Below are 26,230 nucleotides of genomic sequence, written 5' to 3' on the forward strand. Positions count from 1 at the left end.
TAACTGTAGCAGCTTGACAGTTATGAGAAGCGCCATAACACTAGCTACTGCCGCCAGCACATACTGCGCTATTGATATACAAGGAGGGCAGGGACCAACTGGTAAACAGGGTTCGCATCGCGGCTGGAGAAGTTGGAATAGGAGGTAGCTACCCACGACATGCAAGCCTAAACCCATGCATAATCCTTGAATAGCACGGCTGTTACTAATCATAACTGAACTTCTAGGACTAGTGAATAGCTGGTATTCTGCTTCGCGATAAGAACGCCCCGCTTGTTTTGCTATAGGCATACGGCCAGTCATAGGGGGAGACACACGTCGCTCTGTTCAACCGCTTTCCCGTGTCGTCTACCAACGTGGTAGTTTTATGTACTTCGCGATGGGACGCAGTATAATAGCGCGTGATGGTCTCCAACGCGGCCGACTCGGTACACCCACTGTTGAAGAAAGCGGTTTCCCGCTTGAAAGCGAAGGTATGGCCCTGCTGATTGAAGTAGTGCGTGTAGGCCAGACTCCAGTCCCCGCTTTCACTCACAGGGGACTCACTTGCCAAGAGCAGGCGCTGCTGCTCATTTCTTAGCACCCGAAAAACCACGGCGGTCGTGGCAGGAAGCGTATCTGAAGTCGTCTTCACGAGCGTTCCATTTTCCAGTTGCACATAGGTCAGGAACGCGGCGGGGTGGGCTAGGGCATAGCGGTCAATAGCCGCTTGCTGTTGCAAAAGTTGGTCGACGCCTGATGTGGTGTAGCGGGAACCGGTGGTAAAGGATAGACTCCCGATCAGAGAACAAAGTACGAGTAGATACATAGCTAGGATAAAGGAGTCTAGTAGTTCGAATCTAAATTGAATTCTCGAAATAAAGAGGTGGAGCAGGCACTAGGTGATTCATCTTCCTTTCGTCCCTTAACATAAAATTTGATCTCGAACCCGCCTCGGAAAAGTGCCGGTTTTCTCTCTGCTACCCTTGACGGGCGCATGTAGTACTTTAGTCAGAGTATTGGGCAATATGCCTTACAATTAACTAGCCTAGTAACTCACTCATGCGCGCCTCTTTATACTGGTTGCTATTGCTCATCCTGCTCACTTCATCCGTGCAGGCGCAAAGCTTTGATTTTGCGGGTAAAGATGCGGTAAAAGTACCGGAGGCTTCACTGAAGCAAATACGTCAGTACGTGGAAACACACGATGGAACCTCCATGGCGCCGATAGGGTCGCAATACCCATATGTTCCGGTCTTTAATGTACTCAACCGAAAGGAAAAGCAATTCACAGAGGGCTTGTACTACTTTACGACGGGCTCCCATGACTCTGGGAGGCTATTCATTTATCGTAAGGGGCGTATCACCTTTCTAGCCAACGGCTCCATCGCCAGCATCTTGAGCAACTATACGAGCTATCTGAAGCAATACCCGTTACCTGAATCAACTCAGGTCGCTTATTTGTCGGCAATTGCCGCATTTATGAAGTTCCGATATGCAGACCGCCAGATGTTGATTAAAAGCGGAGCTATAGAAGTGTATAAGGACTGATAAGCTCCCACGAGATTTATCAGTCCTTGTAATCGTGCTTTCCGTAACGCGTAACCAGCACCTAGCTGGTCTATAACCCGGGAGTGAACATGCTCCAGCTGAGGGAGGCCCGGATAGCGTAGACATAGCTTCCCGCCAGTAGAAGCGGGAGCACACAGAGCAAGACGTTTATCGCTGGGACCGCTGGCCAAGTCAACCGAGGTGAGCTCGGTCGCAGCAGGGCCTTTCCCGTCCAATAACTACTGAGCAGGACGAGTGTTACGGGCAGAATGCCCACCAGCAATGCCCAGGGCGCCGCTCCGTGCACCACATCGTTTACCACCAGGGCCAGGAAACGCATGCTAAAGGGTACCTGGAGCAGGCAGCCTGCTAGGCCCGAATACAGGCCTACTGTAGGGTGATACACCAGCAGCGGGGCGGCTACCACAAACAGCAGGGTGGCACCCGCCAGCGCCAGAAGGGGAACATAGCTGGCAACCCCAGCTGAGACGCCATGGTAGAGCATCACCACGAAGAAGGTCACATACCCCGCTAGCAGATAGGCACTATATATTCGTATCCCTTCTAGTGTGCGGTTCACCGTGCCTATCACAGAAATAGTTTTGCTACTATGTTTCTTACTGCTTATTGTCCCCGCTGCGAGCGTGATCCGATGCAGGGAAGGAGGCGCCAAGGTAGTGGCTAACGAAGCGTGTTCCTTCGGGGGCATACTCGGTGAATTGTAGAGGAGGGTGCGAAACTCCCCAGAGGTACGTGTACGTAGGCTGGAGCAGTTGCCACTCGTTTGTGGAAAGGATCAGCGGCCTTACCAGTCCTTCTCCAACTCGTGCATCACGGCTATCAGTGGGGCGATGCGTGCCTGATCGGCCCGAGTGAAATCCTGCGCGACATAGTCGGTGAAACTCAGCCCGGTCTTTAGGTACTGGCCTTGTTTGACAAGCAGTACGCGATGGATCGGTGCGGTTGAAATGCTTTCGCACTCGGGGCTGTAACAAGCGCGCGGTAGCCGGGCCAGGCAGCGGGGCAAGCGTACGGCAACAACCTGGGTACTATCGACCTGCTGCGCCCGGTAGGTGTAGCGGGTGAAGCGGGTCGAAGAGCGCTGGACCCACCGCACATAGGTGGCCCCCGCCGGCCCTTCCTTCAGATACAGCACGCTGTAGGGCGAGCCAGCTAGTCGTTGAAAGTCTTGCACGGCGTGGCGCGCCTCGACAGAGCGCTTGCTCGCGAAGCCAAGCATCTGTTCTGGCGGCTGGACTTCGAGGGTACAGTTGGGGTGAACGCCTTGGGCGAAAGCTGCTAAGAGTCGGGCACAGTAGGACAGCAACGGCATTGAGATAGGCATCAGCAGTTTCCCAAAGTAGTAGTTCAGGCAAGATAGGACCTCTCCCTGCTCTTGTACCCCCGTCGCAGCCATGTTGTTGTCGCATTCATCGTTCGCGCTGAGCTACTTGGTGCGGTTCATTCTACTGCAGATGTATATGCTGCGCCGCCTCAGATAGAGACTGCTAAATCTCGTGGGGGCTTATCGGTCCTTATACAGAGCAGAAAAAGACCTCTTCTCACTTCCCAGGATGCAGCGGAACTCGCAGCTGCAGCAGGAAAGCGACTGATTTACCGGGTTGTATTAAAACTGTTTACAGATCTTTCACAGAGGACGAGTGTTATAAGCTGTAAACGTGCACTTTATATCTCGGCAAAGTACTACGCCGACAGCCCGCCTTTGTGAGAGGTACAAAGTATCACTTTTTTGAGGGCCTTTCGAGAGTACACCTCATGATGTAAAGAAAGGATTCCGTGAATCCGCGCTCCGGCAAACCCATTCCTCACTGCCCCCCAAATGCTATGTAGCATAGGTCATTTAATGACTTCCATATACCACTAAGTATGAGCAGGGAAATGCCGTTCGTTATGTCTCTCAGCGCAACCGATAGAGGTGCACCACATCGGTAGCGGGCAGCTTTTCGGAGGACTGTATCAGGGCCAAGCGTCGCGAATCGGCCGCCCACTGCACCGTTTGTACCTCCGCCTCGCCAGTGGACAGAGTAGTCTGCTGGAACGTATCGGTATTGAGCACAAAGGCTTGCCCCTCCTGCGTCAGGTAAAATAGGTACTGGCCGTCGGGGCTGAGCACGGCCTTGGTAAATTGGCTCGGCAAGGCCCGTTCCCGCTGCCCCTTCCCCTTGCGCCAATAGCTCAGGTAATATCTTGTGTCGGCCGTGTCCTGGCCCTGGCCCACAAGCACGGCTTCCCCGACAGGACGCAGACCGATCAGGTCGTCGACATACGCCTCGCTGCTGAGGCCGAAGCTTTGCGCCAGGCCCCGCCTAGTATACAGTTGGTGCTCGTAGGCATTGGCCATCCAGATGGAATGATCCTGAGGCACGGCGACGGAGTAGTACAGCTCTCCCGCTCCCGGCCATACGCCGCCCAGCAAATGGTAGTGCCCGTGGCTGCGCTGGACGGCGTACAGCGTATCGGTGCGCTGCGTGCGCAGGTTTAGTTGCAGCAGCCCCACCCCGCCCGCGTAGCTGCCGTTTACCGTGTCGCCGATTTGGTACACCAATTCCTGGGGGCTCGCAAACCGCGGCTCGAACAGAAACGTCCGGGCGGGGCGGGCCACGGTGGTGACACGCCGCGTGGTGCGGTCGTAGATCCGGATGGGGTTGCCGGTAAAGGTGGAGGCCAGCGCGCGCCGGTTGGGCATTGGCCGCATCTGGTAGCTATAGGCCAACAGCTGCCCATCGGGCGAAAAGGTGGGCGTCCAGCCGTAGTCCACTCGGATAAGCTGCCGGGTATCGGTACGCAGCAGGCTGATGGTAGGATCCTCGCTCCGGTCATTGACCGGCAACGGCGGCGGCGGCCCGTCGTGGCTGACCGGCTGGCGCTGGTACTGCAGCACCAGGGCTAGTTCCGAGGTGCGGGGTGCAAAATCTATATCCAGAATATACCGGCCGGCCTGATGCCAGGAGAAGTACGCCTCGACCACCGGCGTGGCCGCCACCGACGCCCCGGCCGTTGCGGGCTGTGGGGTAACGGCTGACTTTACGGCGGCGGGAGCCTTTTCGCGCTGTTCCTGGCAGGCAAGGCAGCTACTTAATAAGCCGCCGTACAGCAGCCATCGGGGTGGTATCATACAAGGTAAAGCGAGATCAAGCCGGAAGATAATGCGCCGGTGCACAAGTCACTTGGCTACCATGCGGTTTGTGCATTACTTACACTACCGAAACCGGGTAAGGCTAGTGAAACACCAGAAGTAATAGATCTGTCCCAGCAGTCAAATGATGTTAAGTGAAGAATCCAGCAGATGAACTCTAGGCTCCAGATAGGTATACTACTCAGTTTCGCTTCTTGTAGCGCCCCGGAGCAGCGGGCCGCAGAGCTTAAGACTCCCAGTGTCCACCCTGCCACCATGCAGTTGATCGAGGCGTTGATTCGGCACGATAGCCTGGCCCTTTCCCTTCCAGGGGGTAGGGGGCAGCCTATCATGAACTATGTAGTTCCGCTTCGCCTCCTAGTGCAGGTCAATCCGCAAACTTATAGTCCGGGTCATGAAACTGTCATCTTGCGCTCCCTACTTCATCTGAAGTACGCTGGCGGGGTGTTTTTTACCCAGCAGGACTCCCTGACCCTGGTTCAACAGGCTCAACAGCAGCAGGAGGCTCGCCTCGATACGACACGGTTGACGCCCGGGGATTGGCTGAATCCGCAGGTCTTCAAACGCTTGGAGAAACAAATGATGGAGCCTGCTTACTATCGTTTCTCGCAGCCACTTTTCTCGCGCGATAGTTCCCGCGCTTACATTCTGTTGAATAATTTCTGCGTGTTCTGTGGCGGAGGTATTGCCATTCTCGCAGAGCGAAAAAATGGAAGGTGGCAACCAGTAGATAAGAGAATACGCTGGAAGAATTAAGTAGGTAGAATTAGTAAACTCTACGTTTACTTCCCACGGGCGCCCAAAAATGGGGTGGGCTTCTGGATAACCTTTCAATAAACGCAATTAAAACACGGCCCGAAAAATCAGCGTTTTCGGGCCGATTTCGTGGGGGGCAAAACCCTTTAGTAATCGGCCGTTTGCTGGAGTACACTCTGTCCAAACAGGGGAAGCAGCTGTTTAAAAAAGTCTAACGCCGGTGTTCTGCAACTGCCCCGAAAGGTTGTTGGACACATGGAGCACCCGTCTAAACGGTCTCAAAAACACGGAATGTTGGTTGTGTTTTCCGTGCCTTTTGTATACAACTTGGGTCAGAAAACGGCACTGTACTTGTCCTCGTCGAACTAGCTTTGGGGATCGTTCTCTTTTGGGACCTACCACTCTGGCCCTCTTTTCTTCTTGGTGGCAGAGGCAACCGCACGGCTCCACTCAAGGAACAAGGCGTTTCCGCGGGCGTGTCCAATCCAGAAGACGGACCCGTTCCTGGGACGCAGTTCCCTACCTTGCGGCCCCGCTGATGCACACTTCGGCTGCCACGCCAGCCACTGGTATCGCGGCTTGCTGGCCTCTGGAACCCACCCAACTGATTCAGATCCGTGCCGCGACCACCCAGGCTGAAACCCCGCCCAGTTGAATTAACCTCCCGCCTTTCGCCCCATGATCATCCTTCTGACTTGCCTGCTGTTTTTCAATGGACTGTGTTTTCTGCTCTTCGCCTGGGATAAACACAAAGCCCAACGCAAGCAGCGGCGCATAGCCGAAAAAACGCTACACCTCGCCACGCTGCCCGGCGCGGCGCCCGGCGCGTGGGTGGCGATGTGGCTGCTCCACCATAAAAACCGGAAAGCCACTTTCTGGGGCGTTACCCTGGGGCTGACGCTGCTGCAGGGGACGGTGCTCTATTTCGCGTGGCCCTATGTGCAAGCAACATTTTAACCGGGCCAAGCGGCTACAGGCGGGGAGAGGGCGCAGGCACATGTAAAGCCAAGAGAGTTGCTAAACTGAAGCACAGCGGCGCTCATGCATGATGGTGCGCCTATGACCGTCATTATGCACGTGTACTGCCTTTCGCTTACCCGCATCGCGGCGGTCATACATCCCGCCCCACGGCCGAGGAGGGTAGAGTCGTCAGTCATGGCCGCGGCTCCACGGCGGCCTCTTCGTTGGGCCGGTGCACCTGCCGAAGCGATCGGCGTTGGCGGCGGGCCCGCAGGTGGGGCAGGCACTCTACCTCCTTGAAGAACTCGATTCGGTAGACGCTGTTGCGCGTGATGAATGTGTGGGCGTTGAGCAGCCGCTGCACGGAGGAGGTCGAGAGCCAGCGGCCCGTTTCCCGGCGCAACAACCAAAAACGCTGGGTGGGCTGGGGCGGGGCGACGGCGTCGCCGACGTAGCAGGCGCCGACGGGAACCGCGCCCGTGGCGTGGCCGGGCAGGGCGGCGAGTTTGCGCAAGCGCAGCCGGCAGGGGTACTCGGGTAGAGCGTTCATGCGCGCAGCGGCCGGGGAAAGTGCATCCGGGCCACGATCACTACGTGCAGAGCGGTGCCCAAGATGCCGGGGCATTGCCCCAGCCGGTTGGGCGCAGGGGACGGGCTTCGACTGCGGCCAGTCGACAAGACTGCCGCTCAGCTATGCAAGCCGTGGTCAAACACTCCTTTTGCTTTACAGATCCTAGCAGAAGTCCAGGATATAGGGCCTCAACGAGCCAAAACTAGTTCACTAGCCTAGTACAGAGAGCGAAGTAGCGGAATGCCCTTTCCAATGAGAAATGTGTAGCCATTAGAAGACAAAACTACTTGTGTTCTAATGGCTACGGAATAAGTTGGCCAAGGAATGGGAACAGATAGGCTTGAGGTAGTATTAGTTTGCCGCCTGCATAATGCGTGCGCGATGTTGCAGCCCCCACTCGGCGAGACTATCCGTCAACGCCTTTAAGGATTTTCCGTTTTCTGAAAGGCTGTAAGTCACCGCCAGCGGTTTACTAGTGGTAACGGCTCGGGTGATCAGCCCATTCGTTTCTAAGTCCTGGAGCTCGCGGCTCAGCACCTTGCCGGCAATCCCCGTCACATTTTTTAAGAGGGCAGAATAGCGCATCGGCTGGTCGCAGAGACGGGCGATAATGGCTAATTTCCATTTGCCACTCAGGATATCTAGGGTATCGTCAATGGCGCGCATGCGCTGAGCACACGCGCTGCTGATGGGATGGTCTGGCGTTCCTTTTTCCATAGCTCAGTTGGTTACCTGCATGTCACCTAGGGGACGCGCTTGTCTCTGTTACTTTTTGTCCCAAAGATACTAAATGACTGTGGCTGCTTATACCTTTGTCCAAGGTTTACTTCGTCAAACTTTTGAAGAGCATGAGCTTACTAACCGATTTGCAATGGCGTTACGCCACCAAGAAGATGAGTGGGGCGATCGTCCCACCGGAAAAACTAGCGTACATCTTAGAGGCGGCCCGCTTAGCGCCCTCGTCGTCCGGCTTACAGCAGTATATGATTGTTGTAATTTCGGACAAAGCCTTGTTAGAAAAGATAAAAGGGTTTGCCTATAATCAAAGTCAGATTACGGACTGCTCCCATCTACTGGTGTTTGCGGCCTGGGATGGCTACAGCGAGGAGCGCATTTCCAAGGTGTTTGCCCGCATGATGGAGGAGCGCAACTTACCACTCGACACAATGGATGCTTATAAAAAGACGATCCTGGACTTGTACGAGCCGTTAGGTGCCGATTGGCAAGCCCATCATGCCGCCAAGCAAAGCTATATTTCCTTGGCCATGGCGATTGCCGCCGCCGCTGAGCAAAAAGTAGATGCTACCCCGATGGAAGGCTTCATCTCGGATAAGGTAGATGCACTTCTGCAACTGCCGAGCAAAGGGTACCGCAGTACGGTGCTCTTGCCCTTAGGCTACCGGGAAGAGGCGGGCGATTGGTTGGTGAACATGAAAAAGGTGCGGGCCCCGATGGCGGCCTTTGTAACCGAAATGACGCTCGCTGATGTCGCAGACACGGCAGACCGGCCAATGGCCTAACCTCGGCCGTGGTCCATCCGGGAATACGTGCTAGCCCTGCGAAAAGCAGTAGCAGCTAGCAAACAAAAAAGCTCGTTTACCAAGCTCGGTAAGCGGGCTTTTCTGGTAGAAAGCTGTAAACTGACTTGGAAAAGGAACATACTTAGCCAACCGTAAATCCTCACTTGTTTCCAGAAGGGTCCGGGAATACTTTTTATGTTTAGCGACCACGCGAAGAAACGGTCCTTACGTCGCGTACACATCCCAAAAAGTATAGTGCAATTCGTTGTCAGCCCAGGTAGCGTCAATTTTGACGATCAGATCACTTGGCTCCAAGTCAATCCAGAGGAAAAATTCCACCATATACTCACTCCCGTTATCGTATTCATAGACGTCTAGGGTTTTGTTGGCAGAGATTGGTGAAGCAGCCAGGTGACCAGGGAACAAACGAATTGCTTCTGCTATATCATCTGCCTGCAGTCGGTCTTGGTGAAAATGCTGCTCTATAACGGCCTGATAGTTCTCCGCTAGTAGCAGGTCGACAAAGTGCTTAACGAGAAGCGTACAATCAGCTGGCTGATCTGGCTGATAAGTGCAATTACGAAAACTGAAACGTATTCGCTTACTTGGTAGGTTAGTTAATAAGAGCTTGCTTGCTCTCCGTTCGCCCAAAGCGAGTGGGGAAATACAGCAGGCTCGCCAGGGCCGGATTTACGGTATACTGGCCACGAAAGCGGGGCTGCAGGGCAATGCGGAATACATGCTTTCCCGCGGGCAGAACATCACAAAATATTCCGGTTTGATAGCGCATGTATTCGCGGTGCACCTCGTAACGGTTCACGGGGACCAGCAACCCATAGGAGCAGCCTGCCGGAATAGGAACCTCCAGCAGGACATACCGGGCTTCCGCCGGCACGATAACGGTCACCACTAGCTCTACTGGCTGACCGGCGCGAATCGACACGCGGGAAGTAGATAAACCATTCAGGGAGGTGCGTACCTGAAACGGGGCCGCCGCCGCGCTCGGCGTCGGGTTATGAAACGATTGATAGGCGGTGGCATATACAGGCAACGCGCCCTGCTTGTGCACCGTCAGCGATGCATGTTCCCCGGGGGGCAACGTGACTTCATAGGGGAATTGGGTTATCTCCCGGGTTAACGCCCCGGTCAGGCGTACCGTAGCAGCTGCCGCTCCGGAACCGTCCGCCAGCAGCTCCGGGTTAATTGTTTCCAGAATGCGGGCGCTTTCATAGGTACTGCTCCAGTGCCCACCGGGTCGCTGCTGCAGCAGAAAGGTTTGCATGCGCCGCAGCTCCGCCGCCTGACCTGCTTGCGGGCGTAACGCCGCGTAGGCCAGCAGGGTAGTGCCAATGCGCGCGGGCAGCAGGTGTTGATAGTAGGCGCTGCCTCGCAAGCTGTGCCACGTTAACCTTCAGCAGCAGCGGCACATTCAGGTAGGAGAGTACGATGGTTTGCGAGAGGGGAGCGGCCCCATCCCATTTGTTAAGGTGGCTCCCCTGCTGGGAAAAAGTAACTTCCGGCTGCAGGGCGATGTGCGAGCCTATTTTCCAGCACACGAAGGCCCCGGCCACTACCCCGATGCGTTCGGTAGCCTTCTGCTGGTAAATGGCCAAATCATAAATGCCCGTACGGTTCAAGCCGGCGCGGACGCCGAAGTGCGTGGATTGCGGACAGGGGGTGCGGGCGGCGGTGCTTTGGGCCTGCGACAGGGTAGGAGCCAACGCACCAGCGAGAGCAACCCAACGAATAAAGGTGCGCATGATGGTACGCAATGAAGGATAAAGCGGTTAACGGTACTAGTCGGGTCCCGAAAGGAGCGGTCGAAATTGGCAATGCTCCTGCGAACACGTGTCGCGGGGCTACTGAGCCAGGGTCACGTGGCCCTTGAACTGGCGCTGGTTGGTGTACTGGATCAGGTAGTAGTAGACCCCGGCCGGCTGGCCCGTGCCCTCCCAGCGGAAGGTGCGGGCCGTGGAGGCGTACACCGGCTGGCCCCAGCGGTTAAATATCTGGATGCGGGCAAAGCGCTGGTCGCAGTAGTCGGGCGGCAGCTGGGGCAGCTCAAAGGCATCGTTCTTGCCGTCCTGGTTGGGGGTGAAGACGTTGGGCGGCAGAAAGGCCACGGGCTCGGGGTCGGCTACCTCGAAGCGCACGGTGCGCTGCTGGGGCAGGGGTCGGCAGGCGTCTTCCTGCAGGGTAAAGACCACGTCCACGGGTTGGGGGCGGGGGCTCTGGCAGCTGGCCTGCCAGCGGAAGGTGCCCGTCACCCCACCCGCGTCGGGGCGCACGTCCAGGCGCATGCCCGCCGAGGCCAGGTCCGTGCCCACGGCCTGGGCCGTGAGCGTAAGCGCGTGGCCGTCAACATCGGTGCCGCGCACAGTGGCCTCGAACACTTCGCCGGGCAGCTGGCGCACCAGCAGCGGGGCGTCAAACAGGGAGGAGCTCAAGGTAGGCGCCGTGTTAGGTGCCTCCACCTCCACGGCAACCCGCAGGCTCGTCGTGGCCGCGCCCTGGCAGGGAACGTCCGTGCTGGCAAAGACCATCTCGTAGCGGCTCTGCCCCTCCGGGGGACAGGGCACACGCCAGCTCAGGCGCCCGCGCTGCTCCCCGCCCGCCGTGCCCGGCAGCAGGGTAAACGTGGCGCCCAGCGCCGCGCCGTCCAGGCCCGGCCCCGCGCGCAGCTGCAGCGAGAGCGGGTCCAAGTCGGCATCGGTGGCCAGCACTTCCAGGGTGAGCAGCTCCCCGACCTTCGCCCGCAGGGGCAGGGCCGGGGAGTTCGGGAGCGAGAGCACCGGCGCCTGGTTGGAGGGGTCGATGCGAAAGGCCACCAGCTGCTGATCGGTCTGGGTGGAGGCGCAGGCCGTGGAGCTAGCCTGCAGGGCAAACGTGTAGTTCAGCGGACTGCCCGCTGGGGGGCAGGGCACCAGCCAGGTGAAGGTGCCCGTGGCCAGCCCGTTCTCCCCGATAAAGGAAAGGCTCGCCCCCACCTCCGCGGCCGCAAAGCCCTGCCCGCTGAGCGCCAGGCGCACGGCATCTAGGTCGGCATCGATGCCGCGCACGGGCAGGCGCACGAGCTGGCCCGGCCGCACGAGCAGGGGCCGGGTAGCCTCCGCCGTGACTGTCAGCACGGGTGGGGTGTTGCGCAGGTCCAGGACTATAGGAACGAGCAGGCGGCTGGTTTGCGGCAACCCACAGGGAGCCGCCGTGGTGGTAAAGGCCAGCTCATAGCGGCTCTGCCCGGCCGGGGGGCAGGGTACGCGCCAGCTCAAGCGGCCGCGCAGCTGCCCGGGCCCCACGCGGGTGATCGTGAACTGCGCGCCCAGGGCCAGCGGGTCGATGCCCATGCCCTGCAGCTGCAGGGTCAGCTCATCCTGGTCGGCATCGATGGCCAGCACGTCGAAGGTCACCAGCTCACCCGGCCGGGCGGTCAGCGGCTGGGGGGCAGTGGTAGAAAGCTGGGGGGCGGCGTTGGGTGGGGGGCTGGCTGTGAAAGCAAGCTGCACCGTGTCGCGCCGGGGCAGGCTGCAGCCGTTATCGGCCACAATCACATCCAGCAGATACACCTTCCCTTTCGTGTCCAGGCAGGTGGGAAAGCAGAGCTGGGAGACGAGCGTGTCGGGCCGGCCGGGCGTGCGCACGACCCCTTGGGTGAGGCTGAAGGTGGGCAGCGGGCCCCCGGTAAAGTTGACCGGATGCAGCGAGAGCGAGAGCTGGGAGTTCGGGTCGGGGTCGGTCAGGCGCAGGCGCACACAGCGGTCGGCGCCGGGCGCCAGAGTGAAGACCTGCTGGCCCGGCACGTAGTCTTGGCGTTGGTTGGGCAGCCGTAAGGTGAGATCCGGGGTTTGGTTGGGCGGGCAGTTGAGCACCTTGAGCTGAAAGTCGCGGCGCACTTCCCCGAGCTTGACGCCCTGGCGGTACTCCGAGCACTTGATGGCAAACACAAACAGGCCGAGCTGGGAAGGGCGCACCGTCAGCCGGCCGGTGCGGCGGTCGATGCCCAGGGCCGGGGAGCCGGGAATCTGGTTCTGCAGGCTCAGGCCCGGTAGCCACTGGACCGCCGGGTACGGGGCGGGGGCGGGCAGCGGGGCAAGGCTAAAGGGAGAAGAGTGCCCATTGAGCGGGGCAGCCAACTCATACACCAGCGAGTCGCCGTCGGCATCCGCCCCCCCGAAATCGTAGTAGAACAGCTCCCCGCGGCAGGCGTAGTCGCTCAGGGGCGGGAAGATTTTCGGCGTGGAGTTGAGCAGGGGCTGGCCGTCTTTCACCACGGGCGGAAACTCCAGGTAAAAGGTCTGGCCCGCGTCCTCGGGCTTGCTGATGTTGCTGATCGTGCGGTTGCGGCAGCAGCGCTCGACCACCACGTAGTAGCCCAGCGGATTGGTGTAGAGGGAAGTATCCAGCTCCAGCGGCGCGCGGTAGACCAGGTGGCGGGTGCGCAGGGAGGGCGACTCGCAGGCCGGGTTGGTGTAGGCCACAAAGGAGTTGTCGACTAGGCCGATATCGAAGTCCGTCATCCGCTGATTCGTGCCCTTGGCAAAGAGGCTGACGATCATGGTACGGTCCAGCGCCGTCGGGTCCCCGTTCACATCGTCAAAGTAGAGGTTGAGCGTGAGCTGGTAGGTGCTGCCCTGCTGGTGCTGCAGGTCCAGCTCCCCGCCCACGATATGGCTGGCCTTGGCCGGGAAAGCCAGTATCCACAAACCTAATAAGAAAGCAAGCAGCCACCAGCGGGCGGCCTTAGAGAGTAACGGTTGATGCATACGCACGTTATAAGGGTAATCAAATTGGGTTCTACCGGAAGAAATGAGCAGGGGACACTACCCCGCCTCGGATAGGGTAAGCACTGGATGAGGCCTCGTTTGGGATGAGATAGTCTCTTAGCGGTGGAACCGGTGGGTCGGGCGGCCTTATATTTTCGTGTAGCGCTCTCCTACCAACCGGTCATTGGATCGGATCACCTGCCACGAGACAACCTACAGGCGCGTGGGGTTTACTTCCAGCAACATAAACTCATTGCTGGGATGCGAGCGGAACGTGATCGTATTCCCTTGTCGCGTGCAGGCTACCCTGTCCCGGCTGGACATATGCTTCCCATCTAAAAAAGGGTAACTCGTGAGGAGCCTGGGCCCGGGCCGTCAGCGAAAGCAGCAAGGGAAGCCCCAGCAGCCAGAAAGCATTACGCATAAAAAAGGAGGGGCACGGGACATGCCGCCACAGGATAGGCCGCTGCCACGAAATAAGACGACAGGAATAGGACGGAGAGCAGATAACCAGCGCTCCGGACAGGGACAAAGGTAGAAGTAAGTAGAAATAAATAAGGATGGCGGGGTAACAATTTTAGGCTCTTTACCTGCTAACCTATATTAGCCCTAGCTGATCCCGGGCCGGGCATCCCGCGCCTGATCATCCCCTGTCGCCTTAGGCGCCAGGCTATAGGAGAGAAAGAGACAAATTTCCCGCCCCCGGCTCCACCCAGTCAACCTTTTCCAGGTATTACCGGGGCCAGGCGGGGAAGTTACACCTCCTACTCTACTGTACTCGGCTCTAAAGCGGAAGCGTCATGAGAACACTGCCATTGGTAACTATAAGGCGCCCGGGGGGCGGCTCTGCTCTACGGCGTGCCTGAGTGGAGAGGTTGGTGCTGTGGTCAGCATCATGGTAGTCATAAAACCGGGGAGGGGCCTAGCCGCCAGCGGTCGGGCCCCTCCCCGGTTTTTATAACTGAGGAGCCGGAGAGAAGGAGTCCTCCCGGCCGCCTCGGCGGAGTTAACGGGCCAACATGATTACAGGGCGTACGACTCACCATCGGCCGGTACGAGCACCTGCTCGGCCATGCCTTTTTCGGAGGCGAAGGCGCGCAGCTGCTGGCGCGACAGCGTCGCGTGGTTGGTTGACTCCATGTGGGTGGAGACGAGGGTGGCTTGGGGCGCGGCCTGGTGCACCGAGTAGACATCCTCCTGGCTCATTACAATGGAGCCCACCCCGGTGATTTGATTATCACCCGCGTTGAGCACTACCACCTGCGGCTTAAACTGCCGCAGCGTGTTTTCCACGTCCTGGTTCCAGACTGTGTCGCCGGCCAGGTAGAGCGTTTTCTCCTCAGGATGTGTAAACACTACCCCAGATACCTGCCCGAGCAGTTCCCCCGCGACGGCCATGACCGCGTCGCTGCCGTGCTGGCCCGGCGTCTGGGTTAGCGAAACGCCCTTAAAGGCAGCGTCCTGAAGCAGGCGCACGTCGGTAAAGCCCTGGGACTGAATCTGGGCCTGGTCCTGGGCGTGCTGGGTGAAGATGGGCAGGTGCTTGGGCAACTGTGCTATTGCTGCCTCGTCCCAGTGGTCGAAGTGGGTGTGGGTGACCACCACGGCGTCCACCTGGCTGAGGTTTGCGGTGGACTCGGGCAAACCGACGGTGGGGTTGCGCAGGTGGCTGTTTGGGGTGCCCGCCAGGCCTGGATAGGCGCCCTGCTCAGCCAGCATGGGGTCGATCAGGAACTTGACGCCAGCGTAGTCCAGGCGGAGGGTGGAATGGCGAATTAATTGCAGTTGCATAAGAAAGAGGGTAAGGTGAAAAATTCAGGACTGTTCGGTCCAAAAACAAGCAAAAAAAAGGTTAGCCGTCCAGGAAAGTAAAGAGCAGCTGTTGCGCGTCATCCAGCTCCCGGCGGCTGGCGCCCGCCCGGGCCATGACCTGCAGCCCCGGGAAGGCCAGCACCAACAGCTTGGCCAGCTCCCGGGCCGGGCGCGGGCTGGTAACCGAGCCGTCCAGCTGGCCGCGTTCGAGAGCCTGGGTCAACACCTCTTCCATCAGCTGCAAATCCTGGACGACGCGCTCCCGCACCGCGGCATCGTGCGGGGCCAGCTCCACGGCCTGGTTGATGCTCATGCAGCCCAACGCGGGTTCACCCGTATTTACGTCGGCAAAGAGCGAGTGGAAAAAGATGTCGATGGCCCGCCGGGCGGGCTGCTGCTGCAGCACCTGCCGGGCGTCGCGCACCCGGGCTTGCCGGTAGGCGTCGAAAGCGGCTATAAATAGGTCGCGCTTACTGCCAAAGGTGGCGTAGAGGCTGCTTTTGCTCAGACCCGTCGCAGCCAGCAAATCGGTTAAGGAAGTTGCCTCGTAGCCCTGGCGCCAGAACACCCGCATGGCGTGATGCAGGGCTTCCGTGGTATCAAATTCCTGGGGACGGGACATGGGCAGAGTAGGTATAAGCAAAGCCGACGCGGCCGGCGCTACAGCGGCAAGTTACGATTAAGAACCGGGCGGTCCAAAACCTGATTCCTGAGGCTGGCGCGTTTGGGCGGCTGGGGTACCAAAGCTCCGGCCGGAACCCGTCGCCAAGCTGCCACCGTGACGGGTAAATCAGCCGCGCGGAGCCCAGGCGTGATTAGCTCGGGGAATTCAGGAGGGGGGAAAGCGGGAGCATAGAAAAAGTGGAATCCCTGTATACCGGTGATGATACTCTCTCCGCTCCGACTTGCAGCTGGTATCCAAGCGGCTCCAATACGGGCGCCTGCGCCACTGGCGTCGCTCTAAGTTAGAAGTCAAGGCAGGGCAGATTGCCGCCTACTTAGGGCCGTTAGGCGTAATCACGGGCGTGGAGAAGCAGGTAAGGAGAGGTAATACAGCCTGCCCAAAACTACCGCGAGTAATAATACACGACATCATAACGCGTCACGGGATCCGTAATGGGGCCATTGCTGGCCACAAACGTAGGCGTGCGAACCCGCAGGGAGTGCGCCGTCAGTTCCTCTACGCGGCTGATGATGCCATCCTGCGCGAGGAGCGTGTTCTGCGCGGGGTCGTAGGTGTAGAAGGGTGCAACAATAGAGGAGCTGGCCCAGGAGTACCGGCTGACTTTGGTGCCCTGGGCCACCAGGTAGTGGGATTCGGGCCTAATTTCGGGAACCGGTTGGGGCAGCAGCGTGCCCCGGGCGCTGTAGGTCTCGCTACGTTCATAGTCCCAGCGACCTTCCAGGGTGGGCGCGGCCGTTTCTTTATCACAGGCGGTGGCCACCAGCGCCAAGCTCAGCGTCAGGAGGGGTAGGTTTCTGGTCATGAATGGAAAAATCAAAGCGATGCGGAAAGGGGGAATAGGAATAGGACCTGGGCCTTTCCGGCCAGGGCTAACGGGTATAGTAAATAGTGTACTCCTCGCGCTGGCGCGCGGTGGAGCCCAAGATAAATCGGTAGTCCGTGCGCTGGTTTAAGGTGAGGCGGGAAGACGTCAGCTGCTGAATCGTCCAGCGCTCGGGGCCGGCCCAGAGCGTATCCGCCCGGCGGCGGTAGGGCATCCAGCTGCGCAGGCCCGAAAACTCATGGTAGAGGGTATCGGCGGTAAAGGTCAAGGATTGCCCGCTGAAGGGACCGGGGCTTCGAAGAAGGGTCAGGCGCTCGAGCAGGTGATTCTGTTCGTCGTAGGTGGCTCGTTCCTTGTGCTCGTATTCCCAGCGGCCCAGCAGCGAGCCGGCCGGCTCAGGGGTTTGGGCATCCCTTCCACAAGCGGTGGTGAGCAGCAGAAGTAGCAGGGGGTAAAGGCGGGGCATAATCTAATGGCAAACGGTAGTATCACTTCTTCACTGGGCTCGCGGTCAACAAAATGAGACGCGCTGCAGGAGTCACGCAAGCTACCACAATACAGGTTGCCTCCGTACGCTTTGGCCCGGCCAGCAACCTTATTTATTGCCCACCCTAGGCCCGCCCGCATGCCCGGTGGCGTTGACCCGTCGAGGCAGAAAGTAGCGACTAAATCATCCCGCAGGTAGAAGCTACCTACGCTTTCAGTAACTCGGCGCCACGGAAGGTACCTAGCTTAACGGCGAAGTAGGGCTTCTGGTCCCGGTACCCCCTTCCAATGAAGGCGCCCGCTTTGCGACAGCGCGCCTCGGCAGACGCCTTCTTCCAGGGCCAGGCAAGAAAGTACCCTTATTTCTTGGCTTCCAGCTCGGTGAGCAACTGCTGGTTAAGCAGGGTATACTCGGCTTTGACTACTTCGTCCTTGTCGGCTTTAATCCATTCCAGGGATTGTCGGACCGCCGCGGTCGCTTCTTTCTTTTTACCCTGTTTCTGCAGCAGCCGGGCTTTCCAATAATAGCCTTCGTACTGGTCGCTGGGGCTGGCCGGGTGCGCTTTCAGGAACTCATCCAGCCAGCCGACGGCGGGGGTCAGGTCAGGCTGGTTGGAATTGTAGTAGTAGAGCGCCGCCGTGAAATAGGGTTTTTGCTTACCCTGCATTGCTTCCTGAATCTGGCGTAAAATCAGTTGCTCCGAGTTAGCGCGCAAGGGAATGCGGATCTGCGTTCGCTCCCAGCTCAGGGTGAGGTCTGCGGTAGCAAGGCCCAGGTTTTCCAGCATAAGCAGCAGGCTTTCCTGGGACCCGGGTTGGGACGTGGCGGGGGCGGTAAAGCGCACGACGTCCAACTGCGGTTGGTATTCATACGCCCCCCACTGGGCCGTGTCGCGGTTGAGAATAATAGTCCAGTCGGCCTTGTTGGGGATGGTGAACAGCGAGTAGGTGCCGGCGGGCACGGCCTGACCACCCAGCAGCACTGCTTCCCCGAAGCGAATTTTGGTGGCTCGGTTGGCGCCCGTGCGCCAGACCTGGCCGTAGGGGACCAGTCCCCCAAAGGCGGTGCGCCCCTTGAGCGAGGGCCGGCCGTAGCTTAACTCCACAAAGGAGGTGGAAAAAGCGTGGCGCATCGTAACTGCCGGGCTCGCCGGCGGCACCGTAAGCTTGGTTTGGGCAGGGGCGCTCCCGGCAGTCAGCAGGAACAGGGTGGCCAGCAGCCAGGGCAAGACGTGTTTCATAGCCCTAAATGTAGGCATGACGCGTGGGTACTTAAATTACCCCGCCGCCCAGCTGAGGCTGGTGAACGGGGCCGCCACTCCCCCCGATAATTCCTGGACGGCTAGCAAAGCAGCCAGCATGGAGCGTTAGTAAAAGTCAAGGTGGGTGCTGGGAGCAGGGTACAGGCGGTGCCCGGTAATAAGGGCTGTAGCTCAGGCGGCCCCCTAAATTAGACCATAGATAGGGGGGCGCAAACTGCTGGGACAGAAAGTCTGGTCGAGTTAAGCAGGTGCTGAACAATGCGGCACAGAATTGGCTCCATATCGTTTTCACCATATTCGCTACATATATGAAAAAGCTTTTCTATGTTCTGGGCTTCTTGCTGCTGTGCAGTACCTGCCCGGTGCTGGCGCAGACCGAGCCCGATATTGTCGTGGTGCATATCAATACTGCCGCGCGCAAGGTGGCCATTACCCGCGGGGAGGGCAAAACTGAAATCACGGAATTCAGGACGCGCTTTGGGTCGGATAAGTACTTGTCGGACGTGAACGAGGCCTATTACACCACCATCAAAAAGCTGCTCGGGGAAGGCTACGTCTTGCAGGAGCGCCTGGACTCAGTCCCCACTGCTTCCACTCTGCTGTTCGTCCGGGCCCCCAAGCCCTGACCACCATGAGAAAGCTGGTTTATCTGGTCAGCAGCCTGCTGCTGACCAGTGCACCCGGGCGGCCGGAGAGGATCCGGCGGTCGTGGTGGTGCGGGTGTTTGAGCGCAGCGGCACCGTGCGAGTAGTGATGATGCGGGGGCCGGATAAACCCGAGGTGGTTGAGTTTGAAGGGGGCACCGATGACGTAGCCGCCATTCAGTCCGTGCGCGGCTACTATGCCATCTTTTCCCGGCTTCACCAGCAGGGATACGTGCTGCAATCCACTATTCCCGGAACCTCAAGCGGGGCCGCCGCCATCAGCACGATGATCTTTGTCAAGGCCTCCAAGCCCGGACCAGGCGCCAAGCTTGACCCCGGTCGGGTAGGGGAATAAAAAGATCCTCTGGTGCGCGTACTAATGACGCGGGCCCGCGGTAACTGTAGTCTTAGGACGCTAGCTTTTTGACCAGGGAGGGCTGCCTGGTAGCTGGGTCGGGTCCGGGCCGAAGCGCGGCTTAGCCGAGCAGCATGAAAGGGAAGCTTTCGCTCCTGGGTAGCCGTCGTACCGGAAGCCGGGGAGCGGGAGCATCCCTCCCGGCCTTACCACGCGACGCCCACCCGAAAGCCGACCGGCAAGTAAAAGCCACTTGCCCCGTAGTCACTCATGCCCCTATCGTAATGGTTGCCGGGGAGCGTGGCCCGGGAACGGGAGGTGCGCAGGCCCAGACCAAGGTACAGATCCAGGAACACCGGCAGGTCGGGCAGAAAAAACTGGTTGCCCACGACGGCGCTAAGGCCATACCGGTCTACGGTTTGCTGCTGGGGCCGCACCCGGTATTCGTAGTAGGCTAAGCCATTCGCGGCCACTTCGGACTGCCAGCTGGGCGCCTGAAATTCCAGCTGGAAGTGCTGATACTGGGGGCCGTACCCCAGGTACAAGCCTTCCAGGGCTGGCGTCATCTCCGGCAGGTACATACGGTGCTGCAGGGCCAGGCCATAGCCCCGCACCTGCGGGCGGCCCTCGCTTACAGCCGAGCTGATTTCCTGCACGGTGCCGTAGTAGAGCTGAGGGGTAAGGACGAGGGCCTGCCGACGCGCCGGGCCCCACCGCTTTTCGACGCTTACCTGGTAGCCGCTCGCCAGCATCGGTACCAGATCAACCATCACCGTACGGGGCCGCGCGACAGTAGGGCGCCCGGGCGGCACCGGAGGCTGGGCCTGAGCCTCGGCCAGGCCGGCGCAAGCCACGCCCCACCCAAGGAGCCCGCAAGTAACTACACCCGGGCGCATCACTTGCTTGGCGTAATCGGCAGTTTGCTCAGGGGCGTGAGTACCCCCTTGCGGTACCGGTACTGGTAGAGCCCACCGGGTCCGATTGCCAGCAGCTGGCCGCGGTGCGGGATAATGTCCGATACGTTCACGTCGAAGGTTTGCAGGGGCTTCAGTTCGGGGGTGTTTTGGGTGTCGAATACTTTCAGCTGGTCTTTGTCGCAAACAAACAGCAGGGTGCTGTCTACTCCCAGCCCCAGCGGGTGCTGCATGGGGTAGGTGCGGGCCAGGCGCGGCTGGCTGAGCGTGGTAAGGTCAATAACTTGCAGCTGGTTGGGCCCGCCCCCGCAGGAGCGGCCGTCACGCAGGGTCACGTAGGCATACCGCTCGTCCACCACGACCGGGTCGCAACTCATCACGTGCTCATAAAAAGCCACCTGCTGGGGCTGGGCGGGCACGGAAGCATCAAAAATATACATGCCGCGCTGGGTACCCAGAAACAGGTAGGGCGGGCGCGGGTAGATGGTTTCAATGCCCAACCCGAGGGGTACCACCCCCCCGCGGGTCGGGGCGGCGGGCGTGCTTAAGTTAAACAGACGCAGGCTCTGGTTATCAACCACGTAGAGGGTCTGGTTCAGCACCGTAAAGCGGGCCAGGGACCCGCCTTTCCCATCCGCGGCGGCCAGGTCGGCGCTGGCGGGGCTGGCGTCGCCATTGGCACTGCAGGCGCCCAGGCCGAGGGCCAGCAGGGCGGCGGCTACCGCCCGGGCAAGAAACGTTGAAAGTAAAGGCATAGGGCCAAGCGGCTAGAGGCTATAGTTTCTGCCAGCCAACCACGACGGCGTCGGCCGGGCGGTTTTGGGGCTGGTACTCCACCGGAATGTCGCCGTTTTCAGGCATGGCCAGCTCCGGGATGGCCTCTCTGAGCCGGTGCAGTAGGCGAGCGGCCGGTGGGTTGGACAAATCAAACGTAAGCAAGTCGGGGCCACTGTCGGCGTACAGCAGCGCGCCCTTCATGGCCACATCCACGTTGCCCGGAATCCGCAAAAAGGCCACCGGCTGGGGGTGAGCCGGGTTTTCGTTGTTGATGATATGGATGCCCTCGTACCGCTCGTTAATAAAGAGGTAGGGGTCGTGGAGGTAGATTTTGCCCGTATTGTGCAGGGGCTGCGGGGGCAGCACGGCCACGGCCTGCTCCAGCTGCGGGCGGGCCATGAGCAGGGGCTTGTAGCGGGGCAGGGGTATTCGCTCAACCGGGTCTATAATGGGGCAGGCCGAGAGGCTCAGCAGCAGGGTAGCCAGCAGCAGGGTAGCGTAGAATTTATGCATAGCAGCAGGGTAGCAGAGGCGCTATGGTCAGGAGCCCTGGCTATAGCCGAAAGGTTGCATCCCGTTGCCAGGAAGTCGCCGCCAGCCCGGCCCTGAAAAAACACATCTGGTCGCCTGTCCCCGTTGCCCCTAAGGGGCAGCAGAGCTCCTAGTGCCCGGGCCCGGCGACGATCAGCATCGTTCAGGTAGTTTTTCTACCTCCGCCCCCTCCTCTGGCGGCCGCCGGCCACGAGCTTAGGCTGCAATGGTTCTTAAGCCGGCGGGCACCTCAAACCGGATGAGACTAACTTAAGGCAGCTCTATAAAAAAGGTGGTGCCCTCCTGCTCGCGGCTTTCCAGCCAGATGGCCCCACCGTGGAGCTCGACAATTTGCTTGGCGATGAACAGGCCCAGGCCGGTGGTGGTTTCCCCCTGCAGGCCCGCGCGGCGGGTGGGGTTAAACTTGTCAAACAGGTTGCCGTGCAGCTTGCTGGGAATGCCAATGCCCGTATCCTGCACCGTGAGCAACGCTCTGCCGTCCTGCTCCCGCAGGCCCAGCGTGATCCGACCCCCGGCCGGCGTAAACTTCAGGGCGTTGCCGAGCAGATTGTCCAGCACCCGCCCAAATTTTTCCGGGTGCAGGGGGGCCTGCAGGGACTCCGCCGGCAAATCCAAGGCCAGGGTGATACCCTTTGCCTGGGATGCCAGCCGATGCTTGTCCAGGTGGGCGCTCAGGTAGGCCGGCAGGTCCGTCGCCCGTTTTTGCAGTCCGTTCTTATCCAGGTCTCCAACATAAAGCACATCCTCGAGCAGGCCGTGGGCGTGGGCGCAGGATTGTTGGATGAGAGACAGATAGTGCACCATTTCCGGCGGGGGTGGGGCTTGCCCGCTGCGGCTGGCCAGCTCGCGCTGCAGCAAATCGGTGAGCAACTCGATATGGGCGATCGGTCCCTTCAAATCGTGGGTGGCCAGCTGCAGAATGGTTTCCTGGGCGTCGTAGAGGCGCCTAAGGGTGGCTTCCAGGTGCTTACGCCCGGAAATATCCTCCAGGATGGTATAGCCCAGCTCCCCGTCCTCATCGGGAATGAGCACGGAATGCACCTGACACCAGAAGGAGGAGCCATCGGCGCGCACCAGGCACGTTTCCAGCGAGAACGCCGGCAGCTTGTGCTCCCAGAGGCGCCGCTGAAGCTCCTGCCAGTCGGCGCGGTGGTCGGGGTGGGCAAACTCGATAATTTTGTGGCCGATCAGCGCCTCGGGGCCCCCAACGCCGAGCATGGCTACCACCGCCTGGTTGACCTGGCGGATGCTTAGGTCGGAGGTGATGATTTTCTGGCCCAGGGGTGCGTTTTCAAACACGGTCCGAAAGCGGGCCTGGCTGTGCGCGTACTGGTCGGGGGGGAGGGAAGGCGCTTGCGACATGGGGACAGAAGACAGTACCCCGGGTATACGAGCGCGGCAAGGAAAGGACGGAGGGCGCACGGGTTTGGAAGCGGCCCGGCCGCTACCGGCGAAAGCAGAAGTGGACCCCACCCTGGGCAAACCAGTACGCCCAGGCTTCCGGGCTTAGGTGAATAGCCATGAAGCGATGCAGGGAAAACCCGTTCCGCTCCAGCACATGCCGCTCAAACGACTCGCCCAGTGGGCGATCAAGCAACTTGAAAAGGCCTTGACGGCGCTGCCAGGTGCGCACGTCCTCCTGGCAGGGGTGACAGTAGGCGTACTGCCGCCAGTACGCGAGCTCAACTACTACGACCTGCTCGGCGAGGGAAAGAGGTGCTGGCGATTTCATGCCCCTGTTACGCGTGCCAAAGCTCCTCGGTTGAAGTGCCGCCATCTCCCGGATTAGGGGCAGGCTTACGCGATGTGCAGCAGGAGCCCGCGCGCCTCCCCTCTGCTGAATTAAGCTTTGGCGGCACTCCGTAAACCCAGGGCCGAAAAGCCCACCGGCAGGCCTTTCCCCATGCTGCCGGTCCACTATTCCCCAGCACCAGTGCCTTTTCCGGGAAGTAGGGCGCGCGAAAGCACATACACCACAAACGTACCGGGTACGCCCAGGAAGCAGGGGGTGTGGAACTGTTGGATGGATGCAACTGGTTAAGCTCTCCGGCCCCACCGAGAGGTGGTTTCTCACGGGTAGTTTCTCAGGGATAGTTTTTTGCAATGAATAATTCTGCAGTAGACAAGGAAAGCATTCGCCAGCAGGCCCGCGAAGATTTTGCCAGTGTTGAAGAGTTCACGCAGTGGTGGATAAGTCTTCCGCCCGATTGGAAGCAGCTGTGGCTTAAGCGGCAGCGCAAGCATCGGGATAGGATTCGTGCGGGTCTCGGCTTTTGGAATGACTTTATGTAGGTAAGGTCACCGCTGCGGCAGCACGAGCCTACCGGTGTTTTCGCTTTCCGTACGGCTGCTTTACCAGGGCTGTTTAACAAGGCACCGGTCCCTGCCCGCCAGTTGGGAGAGTAGCGCCGGGGAGCTGCCAGTTCGTTTGCTCGGCCCAAGCCGTAGCGGCCTGATAGAGCAAGTAAAAAACCGGCTCCTTCAGGTAGAGGTAGCCCGCGATGCTGCGGGGAAACACCGCGGCTGCCCGCTGCTTCAGCAGCCCGTACGCCTGGCGGGCAGCGGGCTGGGCCCGCAAATAGTCCCGCAGCAGCAGGGCAAAGCGGGTGTTAAACCGTCCGGCCTCGCGCAGGTGCAGGTGCACGCGCCGCTCCCCCGGTGGTTCGCGCAGGTATTGCTTGCGCAGCTGGGGGGAGTCCTCGGGCAGGTCGGCAAATTCGTCGTAGACGTACCCGGGCCGGAGCTGAAACCCCGCCTGGGTAAGCTGGTGGGTTAAAGCCTGCGTTTGCGAGAGGTCGGCCACGGTAAGCTGCACGTCCAGCACGTCCTTGGCCGCCAGGCCCGGCACCGCCGTGGAGCCGATGTGATCCAGGCGCAGCAGCAGGCTCCCGGCCAGCGCCGTGAGCTGCCGGGCCAGAATGGTATACTCCGCGGCCCAGCGGGGTTGGTAGGGCAGCAGAACCACCGGCCGGGATAAGGCAAAAGGGGGAGACTTAGACATGCCAGGATCAACTGCTAGACTCTGGCCCGAAGATACTTATGGCCTGATTGCGCGCAAGCAAATCTCTGGCACGCTGCGCGCCGCTCAACTAGCAAATCCTGGTGGGACGGGTGGCTACGGAGGCCACTTATTCGGTTTGGTAGCATGCTTGCCGTATATTCTAACAGCAGTAGTCCTACCCTTCAAGTTCTTCATGAGGAAACTAAGTGCCATTGAAGCAAGGGCGCTGGTCTGCCTCCTGGGCGCTGGGTGCTGGCCGCTCCCTCCGCCTTAACGGCCCCGAAGATCGCCCTGTGCGTAGCCGCGGCCCGAGCGCGCCTGGGGGCCCTGACCGGCACTATTGATCGGGGCAGCAGGATGTTTTACACCAAATGGCTGCACGACACCCTGGCCTGGGCTGCCCGGAAGGAAGCGTACTGAGCTGGCGTACTAGGCTGAAATCCGGTTGGCCCGGCTTCCAGCGTTCCTTTGCCATATTCGTTTTACCCGCGAAGTGGCCTTCGAGAGCCCAGGGGCGCACCACCCCGGGTCAGGCAGCTCGAATCACGGCGACCAGCTCGTCGGATCCGCACCCTCCTGGCCGGCGGGGGCGGCCAGCACCCAGCGCCCAGCGCTACGAATCGGCTGGACGGGGAAGGCCAGTGGCCGTGCGGGCAGTCCCTGGCCCCGGCAAGTGGTCTGCTGCCGGAGGAAAGAGCGATTATCCCGGCGCTGGGTCAGTCGGGTCAGCTCCCCAACCTTGCCCCCAGGCCTGCGTTAAACCTGTCAGCTCTGACGATCTGAGAATAGCGTTGGATAGCTGTTTCACCCGTGAGTTTTTTGTAAAGCCTAGGTAAAAGCCATTTCCTCCCGGAGAAAGAGCAGTTGATTTAAGCTTGCGCCCGCCCTCAACAAGTACAGCGTTTATCCCCCACAAAACTTTCCAAAGCCTAAAACGATGAGGAGACTACCCGTCTATTTGTTATTGGACACCTCTGGTTCCATGACCGGCGAACCAATTGAAGCAGTTAAAAATGGTGTTCAGGTCATGATCAGTTCGCTGCGGCAGAATCCGCAGGCGATTGAGACTGCCTTCATCAGCATCATCACTTTTGATAGTGAGGCCAAGCAAGTGGTGCCGTTAACCGATTTGGCCTCATTTCAGATGGTGGACATCAGAGCCACCGGAACTACCAGCCTGGGCGAGGCCCTTAAGCTGGTTTCCACCTGCATGGACAATGAGGTTACCAAAACCACGGCCGAACACAAGGGCGACTGGAAACCCCTGGTGTTTATCATGACGGATGGAATTCCCACCGATGACTGGCAGCTGGGCCTGGAAGAATTCCGAAAGCGTAAAACTGCCTTTACCGTGGCCTGCGCCGCTGGCAGCGCCGCCGACTCGGCGTTACTAAAGCAGATCACGGAAAATGTTGTCAGCCTTGACACGGCCGACAGCCAGAGCATCGCCAAGTTCTTTTCCTGGGTGAGTGCCTCCATTGGCGTTTCCTCAACCAAAGTGGAAGATGGGGGCCAGGAAGTAAGCGGGATGGGAGAGCTGCCGCCGCCGCCTGCTGAACTGAATATAGTTACGTAAGCAAGGGGCACCTCCCTGGGCAAGGAAGAGGCTGGAGGAATTCTTCATCAGCCTCTTCCTTGTTTTCGCCAGTAGCAGACCGCGCCCCG

Annotated in this window: 29 protein-coding genes; 8 read left to right on the top strand and 21 right to left on the bottom strand. The window is 59.6% G+C overall.

Translation table 11 applies throughout. The annotated features are described in order from the left end of the window. Positions 1 to 229 precede the first annotated feature (229 nt). Positions 230 to 808, bottom strand: coding sequence for a hypothetical protein (locus ACYVHC_RS21320; RefSeq protein ID WP_460615758.1), 579 nt, complete (start codon positions 806 to 808; stop codon positions 230 to 232). A 233-nt stretch (positions 809 to 1,041) separates the two neighbouring features. Here ACYVHC_RS21320 and ACYVHC_RS21325 point away from each other — a divergent pair, with 233 nt between their 5' ends. Then, positions 1,042 to 1,530 (top strand): hypothetical protein, encoded by a 489-nt coding sequence (locus tag ACYVHC_RS21325; RefSeq protein ID WP_460615759.1) that lies wholly within the window; start codon positions 1,042 to 1,044, stop codon positions 1,528 to 1,530. Positions 1,531 to 1,600: 70 nt separating this feature from the next. Here ACYVHC_RS21325 and ACYVHC_RS21330 read toward each other — a convergent pair whose 3' ends face one another. The 3 genes from ACYVHC_RS21330 to ACYVHC_RS21340 all read right to left on the bottom strand — a co-directional run bounded on the left by ACYVHC_RS21330 (position 1,601) and on the right by ACYVHC_RS21340 (position 4,666). Continuing rightward, on the bottom strand, positions 1,601 to 2,053 hold the full coding sequence (locus tag ACYVHC_RS21330; protein ID WP_460615760.1) for a hypothetical protein: 453 nt from the start codon (positions 2,051 to 2,053) through the stop codon (positions 1,601 to 1,603). A gap of 282 nt (positions 2,054 to 2,335) precedes the next feature. Continuing rightward, on the bottom strand, positions 2,336 to 2,875 hold the full coding sequence (locus tag ACYVHC_RS21335) for a hypothetical protein (RefSeq protein ID WP_460615761.1): 540 nt from the start codon (positions 2,873 to 2,875) through the stop codon (positions 2,336 to 2,338). A gap of 573 nt (positions 2,876 to 3,448) precedes the next feature. Continuing rightward, positions 3,449 to 4,666, bottom strand: coding sequence for a hypothetical protein (locus ACYVHC_RS21340; RefSeq protein WP_460615762.1), 1,218 nt, complete (start codon positions 4,664 to 4,666; stop codon positions 3,449 to 3,451). A 276-nt stretch (positions 4,667 to 4,942) separates the two neighbouring features. On the opposite strand from ACYVHC_RS21340, the gene ACYVHC_RS21345 reads away from it, so the two are divergent. Continuing rightward, positions 4,943 to 5,443 carry a hypothetical protein gene (locus tag ACYVHC_RS21345; protein WP_460615763.1) on the top strand — a complete coding sequence of 167 codons (501 nt, stop codon included), beginning with the start codon at positions 4,943 to 4,945 and terminating at the stop codon, positions 5,441 to 5,443. A 678-nt stretch (positions 5,444 to 6,121) separates the two neighbouring features. Continuing rightward, a complete protein-coding gene (locus tag ACYVHC_RS21350) occupies positions 6,122 to 6,400 on the top strand; it encodes a DUF1294 domain-containing protein (RefSeq protein ID WP_460615764.1) in 279 nt (92 codons plus the stop codon). A gap of 196 nt (positions 6,401 to 6,596) precedes the next feature. Here ACYVHC_RS21350 and ACYVHC_RS21355 read toward each other — a convergent pair whose 3' ends face one another. Both ACYVHC_RS21355 and ACYVHC_RS21360 read right to left on the bottom strand, forming a co-directional pair. Beyond that, complete coding sequence (locus ACYVHC_RS21355; RefSeq protein WP_460615765.1) at positions 6,597 to 6,953, bottom strand: hypothetical protein; 357 nt, start codon at positions 6,951 to 6,953, stop codon at positions 6,597 to 6,599. Positions 6,954 to 7,325: 372 nt separating this feature from the next. Then, a complete protein-coding gene (locus ACYVHC_RS21360; protein ID WP_460615766.1) occupies positions 7,326 to 7,691 on the bottom strand; it encodes a winged helix-turn-helix transcriptional regulator in 366 nt (121 codons plus the stop codon). A 131-nt stretch (positions 7,692 to 7,822) separates the two neighbouring features. Here ACYVHC_RS21360 and ACYVHC_RS21365 point away from each other — a divergent pair, with 131 nt between their 5' ends. Beyond that, on the top strand, positions 7,823 to 8,494 hold the full coding sequence (locus ACYVHC_RS21365; protein ID WP_460615767.1) for a nitroreductase family protein: 672 nt from the start codon (positions 7,823 to 7,825) through the stop codon (positions 8,492 to 8,494). A 225-nt stretch (positions 8,495 to 8,719) separates the two neighbouring features. Here ACYVHC_RS21365 and ACYVHC_RS21370 read toward each other — a convergent pair whose 3' ends face one another. The 9 genes from ACYVHC_RS21370 to ACYVHC_RS21410 form a co-directional block, all read right to left on the bottom strand. Continuing rightward, complete coding sequence (locus ACYVHC_RS21370) at positions 8,720 to 9,145, bottom strand: DUF7668 domain-containing protein (RefSeq protein WP_460615768.1); 426 nt, start codon at positions 9,143 to 9,145, stop codon at positions 8,720 to 8,722. Next, positions 9,108 to 9,776, bottom strand: a complete 669-nt coding sequence (locus ACYVHC_RS21375) for an alpha-2-macroglobulin family protein (RefSeq protein WP_460615769.1) — start codon at positions 9,774 to 9,776, stop codon at positions 9,108 to 9,110. Before ACYVHC_RS21375 ends, ACYVHC_RS21370 begins: the two co-directional genes overlap by 38 nt. Next, positions 9,721 to 10,254: a porin family protein gene (locus tag ACYVHC_RS21380; RefSeq protein WP_460615770.1), complete on the bottom strand. Its 534-nt coding sequence runs from the start codon at positions 10,252 to 10,254 to the stop codon at positions 9,721 to 9,723. The genes ACYVHC_RS21375 and ACYVHC_RS21380 overlap by 56 nt, the downstream gene beginning before the upstream one ends. Positions 10,255 to 10,353: 99 nt before the next feature. Next, a complete protein-coding gene (locus ACYVHC_RS21385; protein ID WP_460615771.1) occupies positions 10,354 to 13,254 on the bottom strand; it encodes a gliding motility-associated C-terminal domain-containing protein in 2,901 nt (966 codons plus the stop codon). Positions 13,255 to 14,277: 1,023 nt separating this feature from the next. Continuing rightward, the gene (locus ACYVHC_RS21390) at positions 14,278 to 15,045 is read right to left on the bottom strand and encodes an MBL fold metallo-hydrolase (protein WP_460615772.1); all 768 of its coding nucleotides are present in this window, start codon (positions 15,043 to 15,045) and stop codon (positions 14,278 to 14,280) included. 61 nt (positions 15,046 to 15,106) lie between these two features. Next, complete coding sequence (locus ACYVHC_RS21395; RefSeq protein ID WP_460615773.1) at positions 15,107 to 15,688, bottom strand: TetR/AcrR family transcriptional regulator; 582 nt, start codon at positions 15,686 to 15,688, stop codon at positions 15,107 to 15,109. A gap of 445 nt (positions 15,689 to 16,133) precedes the next feature. Beyond that, positions 16,134 to 16,553: a hypothetical protein gene (locus tag ACYVHC_RS21400; RefSeq protein WP_460615774.1), complete on the bottom strand. Its 420-nt coding sequence runs from the start codon at positions 16,551 to 16,553 to the stop codon at positions 16,134 to 16,136. Between the two features lie 67 nt (positions 16,554 to 16,620). Further along, the gene (locus ACYVHC_RS21405) at positions 16,621 to 17,040 is read right to left on the bottom strand and encodes a hypothetical protein (protein WP_460615775.1); all 420 of its coding nucleotides are present in this window, start codon (positions 17,038 to 17,040) and stop codon (positions 16,621 to 16,623) included. Positions 17,041 to 17,419: 379 nt separating this feature from the next. Then, positions 17,420 to 18,301, bottom strand: coding sequence for a DUF2911 domain-containing protein (locus ACYVHC_RS21410; protein WP_460615776.1), 882 nt, complete (start codon positions 18,299 to 18,301; stop codon positions 17,420 to 17,422). Positions 18,302 to 18,630: 329 nt separating this feature from the next. Here ACYVHC_RS21410 and ACYVHC_RS21415 point away from each other — a divergent pair, with 329 nt between their 5' ends. Further along, on the top strand, positions 18,631 to 18,948 hold the full coding sequence (locus ACYVHC_RS21415; protein ID WP_460615777.1) for a hypothetical protein: 318 nt from the start codon (positions 18,631 to 18,633) through the stop codon (positions 18,946 to 18,948). Positions 18,949 to 19,033: 85 nt separating this feature from the next. Then, positions 19,034 to 19,321: a hypothetical protein gene (locus ACYVHC_RS21420; protein ID WP_460615778.1), complete on the top strand. Its 288-nt coding sequence runs from the start codon at positions 19,034 to 19,036 to the stop codon at positions 19,319 to 19,321. Positions 19,322 to 19,527: 206 nt separating this feature from the next. On the opposite strand, the gene ACYVHC_RS21425 is transcribed toward ACYVHC_RS21420, so the two are convergent. The 5 genes from ACYVHC_RS21425 to ACYVHC_RS21445 form a co-directional block, all read right to left on the bottom strand. Beyond that, positions 19,528 to 20,175 carry a hypothetical protein gene (locus tag ACYVHC_RS21425; protein WP_460615779.1) on the bottom strand — a complete coding sequence of 216 codons (648 nt, stop codon included), beginning with the start codon at positions 20,173 to 20,175 and terminating at the stop codon, positions 19,528 to 19,530. Between the two features lie 41 nt (positions 20,176 to 20,216). Next, the gene (locus ACYVHC_RS21430; RefSeq protein ID WP_460615780.1) at positions 20,217 to 20,990 is read right to left on the bottom strand and encodes an LVIVD repeat-containing protein; all 774 of its coding nucleotides are present in this window, start codon (positions 20,988 to 20,990) and stop codon (positions 20,217 to 20,219) included. A 19-nt stretch (positions 20,991 to 21,009) separates the two neighbouring features. Beyond that, positions 21,010 to 21,525, bottom strand: a complete 516-nt coding sequence (locus ACYVHC_RS21435) for an LVIVD repeat-containing protein (protein ID WP_460615781.1) — start codon at positions 21,523 to 21,525, stop codon at positions 21,010 to 21,012. 288 nt (positions 21,526 to 21,813) lie between these two features. Continuing rightward, positions 21,814 to 22,926, bottom strand: a complete 1,113-nt coding sequence (locus tag ACYVHC_RS21440) for a PAS domain-containing sensor histidine kinase (protein WP_460615782.1) — start codon at positions 22,924 to 22,926, stop codon at positions 21,814 to 21,816. 82 nt (positions 22,927 to 23,008) lie between these two features. Next, positions 23,009 to 23,296, bottom strand: coding sequence for a hypothetical protein (locus tag ACYVHC_RS21445; protein ID WP_460615783.1), 288 nt, complete (start codon positions 23,294 to 23,296; stop codon positions 23,009 to 23,011). A 371-nt stretch (positions 23,297 to 23,667) separates the two neighbouring features. On the opposite strand from ACYVHC_RS21445, the gene ACYVHC_RS21450 reads away from it, so the two are divergent. Then, positions 23,668 to 23,856, top strand: a complete 189-nt coding sequence (locus ACYVHC_RS21450; RefSeq protein WP_460615784.1) for a hypothetical protein — start codon at positions 23,668 to 23,670, stop codon at positions 23,854 to 23,856. Positions 23,857 to 23,929: 73 nt separating this feature from the next. Here the strand turns inward: ACYVHC_RS21450 and ACYVHC_RS21455 are convergent, their stop codons facing one another. Further along, positions 23,930 to 24,565 carry a GrpB family protein gene (locus tag ACYVHC_RS21455; protein ID WP_460615785.1) on the bottom strand — a complete coding sequence of 212 codons (636 nt, stop codon included), beginning with the start codon at positions 24,563 to 24,565 and terminating at the stop codon, positions 23,930 to 23,932. 937 nt (positions 24,566 to 25,502) lie between these two features. Between ACYVHC_RS21455 and ACYVHC_RS21460 the strand changes: the two genes are divergently transcribed. After that, entirely contained in the window at positions 25,503 to 26,141 is a 639-nt protein-coding gene (locus ACYVHC_RS21460; RefSeq protein WP_460615786.1) for a vWA domain-containing protein, read from the top strand. Positions 26,142 to 26,230 lie beyond the last annotated feature (89 nt).

It is taken from the genome of Hymenobacter seoulensis (assembly GCF_054780535.1).

Excerpts from the sequence above, each read along its gene's own strand:
- ACYVHC_RS21320 (WP_460615758.1), bottom strand. The coding sequence starts at position 808 with ATGTATCTACTCGTACTTTGTTCTCTGATCGGGAGTCTATCCTTTACC.
- ACYVHC_RS21325 (WP_460615759.1), top strand. The coding sequence starts at position 1,042 with ATGCGCGCCTCTTTATACTGGTTGCTATTGCTCATCCTGCTCACTTCA.
- ACYVHC_RS21335 (WP_460615761.1), bottom strand. The coding sequence starts at position 2,875 with ATGCCTATCTCAATGCCGTTGCTGTCCTACTGTGCCCGACTCTTAGCA.
- ACYVHC_RS21340 (WP_460615762.1), bottom strand. The coding sequence starts at position 4,666 with ATGATACCACCCCGATGGCTGCTGTACGGCGGCTTATTAAGTAGCTGC.
- ACYVHC_RS21345 (WP_460615763.1), top strand. The coding sequence starts at position 4,943 with ATGCAGTTGATCGAGGCGTTGATTCGGCACGATAGCCTGGCCCTTTCC.
- ACYVHC_RS21350 (WP_460615764.1), top strand. The coding sequence starts at position 6,122 with ATGATCATCCTTCTGACTTGCCTGCTGTTTTTCAATGGACTGTGTTTT.
- ACYVHC_RS21355 (WP_460615765.1), bottom strand. The coding sequence starts at position 6,953 with ATGAACGCTCTACCCGAGTACCCCTGCCGGCTGCGCTTGCGCAAACTC.
- ACYVHC_RS21360 (WP_460615766.1), bottom strand. The coding sequence starts at position 7,691 with ATGGAAAAAGGAACGCCAGACCATCCCATCAGCAGCGCGTGTGCTCAG.
- ACYVHC_RS21365 (WP_460615767.1), top strand. The coding sequence starts at position 7,823 with ATGAGCTTACTAACCGATTTGCAATGGCGTTACGCCACCAAGAAGATG.
- ACYVHC_RS21375 (WP_460615769.1), bottom strand. The coding sequence starts at position 9,776 with ATGCAAACCTTTCTGCTGCAGCAGCGACCCGGTGGGCACTGGAGCAGT.
- ACYVHC_RS21380 (WP_460615770.1), bottom strand. The coding sequence starts at position 10,254 with ATGCGCACCTTTATTCGTTGGGTTGCTCTCGCTGGTGCGTTGGCTCCT.
- ACYVHC_RS21385 (WP_460615771.1), bottom strand. The coding sequence starts at position 13,254 with ATGCATCAACCGTTACTCTCTAAGGCCGCCCGCTGGTGGCTGCTTGCT.
- ACYVHC_RS21390 (WP_460615772.1), bottom strand. The coding sequence starts at position 15,045 with ATGCAACTGCAATTAATTCGCCATTCCACCCTCCGCCTGGACTACGCT.
- ACYVHC_RS21395 (WP_460615773.1), bottom strand. The coding sequence starts at position 15,688 with ATGTCCCGTCCCCAGGAATTTGATACCACGGAAGCCCTGCATCACGCC.
- ACYVHC_RS21400 (WP_460615774.1), bottom strand. The coding sequence starts at position 16,553 with ATGACCAGAAACCTACCCCTCCTGACGCTGAGCTTGGCGCTGGTGGCC.
- ACYVHC_RS21405 (WP_460615775.1), bottom strand. The coding sequence starts at position 17,040 with ATGCCCCGCCTTTACCCCCTGCTACTTCTGCTGCTCACCACCGCTTGT.
- ACYVHC_RS21410 (WP_460615776.1), bottom strand. The coding sequence starts at position 18,301 with ATGAAACACGTCTTGCCCTGGCTGCTGGCCACCCTGTTCCTGCTGACT.
- ACYVHC_RS21415 (WP_460615777.1), top strand. The coding sequence starts at position 18,631 with ATGAAAAAGCTTTTCTATGTTCTGGGCTTCTTGCTGCTGTGCAGTACC.
- ACYVHC_RS21430 (WP_460615780.1), bottom strand. The coding sequence starts at position 20,990 with ATGCCTTTACTTTCAACGTTTCTTGCCCGGGCGGTAGCCGCCGCCCTG.
- ACYVHC_RS21435 (WP_460615781.1), bottom strand. The coding sequence starts at position 21,525 with ATGCATAAATTCTACGCTACCCTGCTGCTGGCTACCCTGCTGCTGAGC.
- ACYVHC_RS21440 (WP_460615782.1), bottom strand. The coding sequence starts at position 22,926 with ATGTCGCAAGCGCCTTCCCTCCCCCCCGACCAGTACGCGCACAGCCAG.
- ACYVHC_RS21445 (WP_460615783.1), bottom strand. The coding sequence starts at position 23,296 with ATGAAATCGCCAGCACCTCTTTCCCTCGCCGAGCAGGTCGTAGTAGTT.
- ACYVHC_RS21450 (WP_460615784.1), top strand. The coding sequence starts at position 23,668 with ATGAATAATTCTGCAGTAGACAAGGAAAGCATTCGCCAGCAGGCCCGC.
- ACYVHC_RS21455 (WP_460615785.1), bottom strand. The coding sequence starts at position 24,565 with ATGTCTAAGTCTCCCCCTTTTGCCTTATCCCGGCCGGTGGTTCTGCTG.
- ACYVHC_RS21460 (WP_460615786.1), top strand. The coding sequence starts at position 25,503 with ATGAGGAGACTACCCGTCTATTTGTTATTGGACACCTCTGGTTCCATG.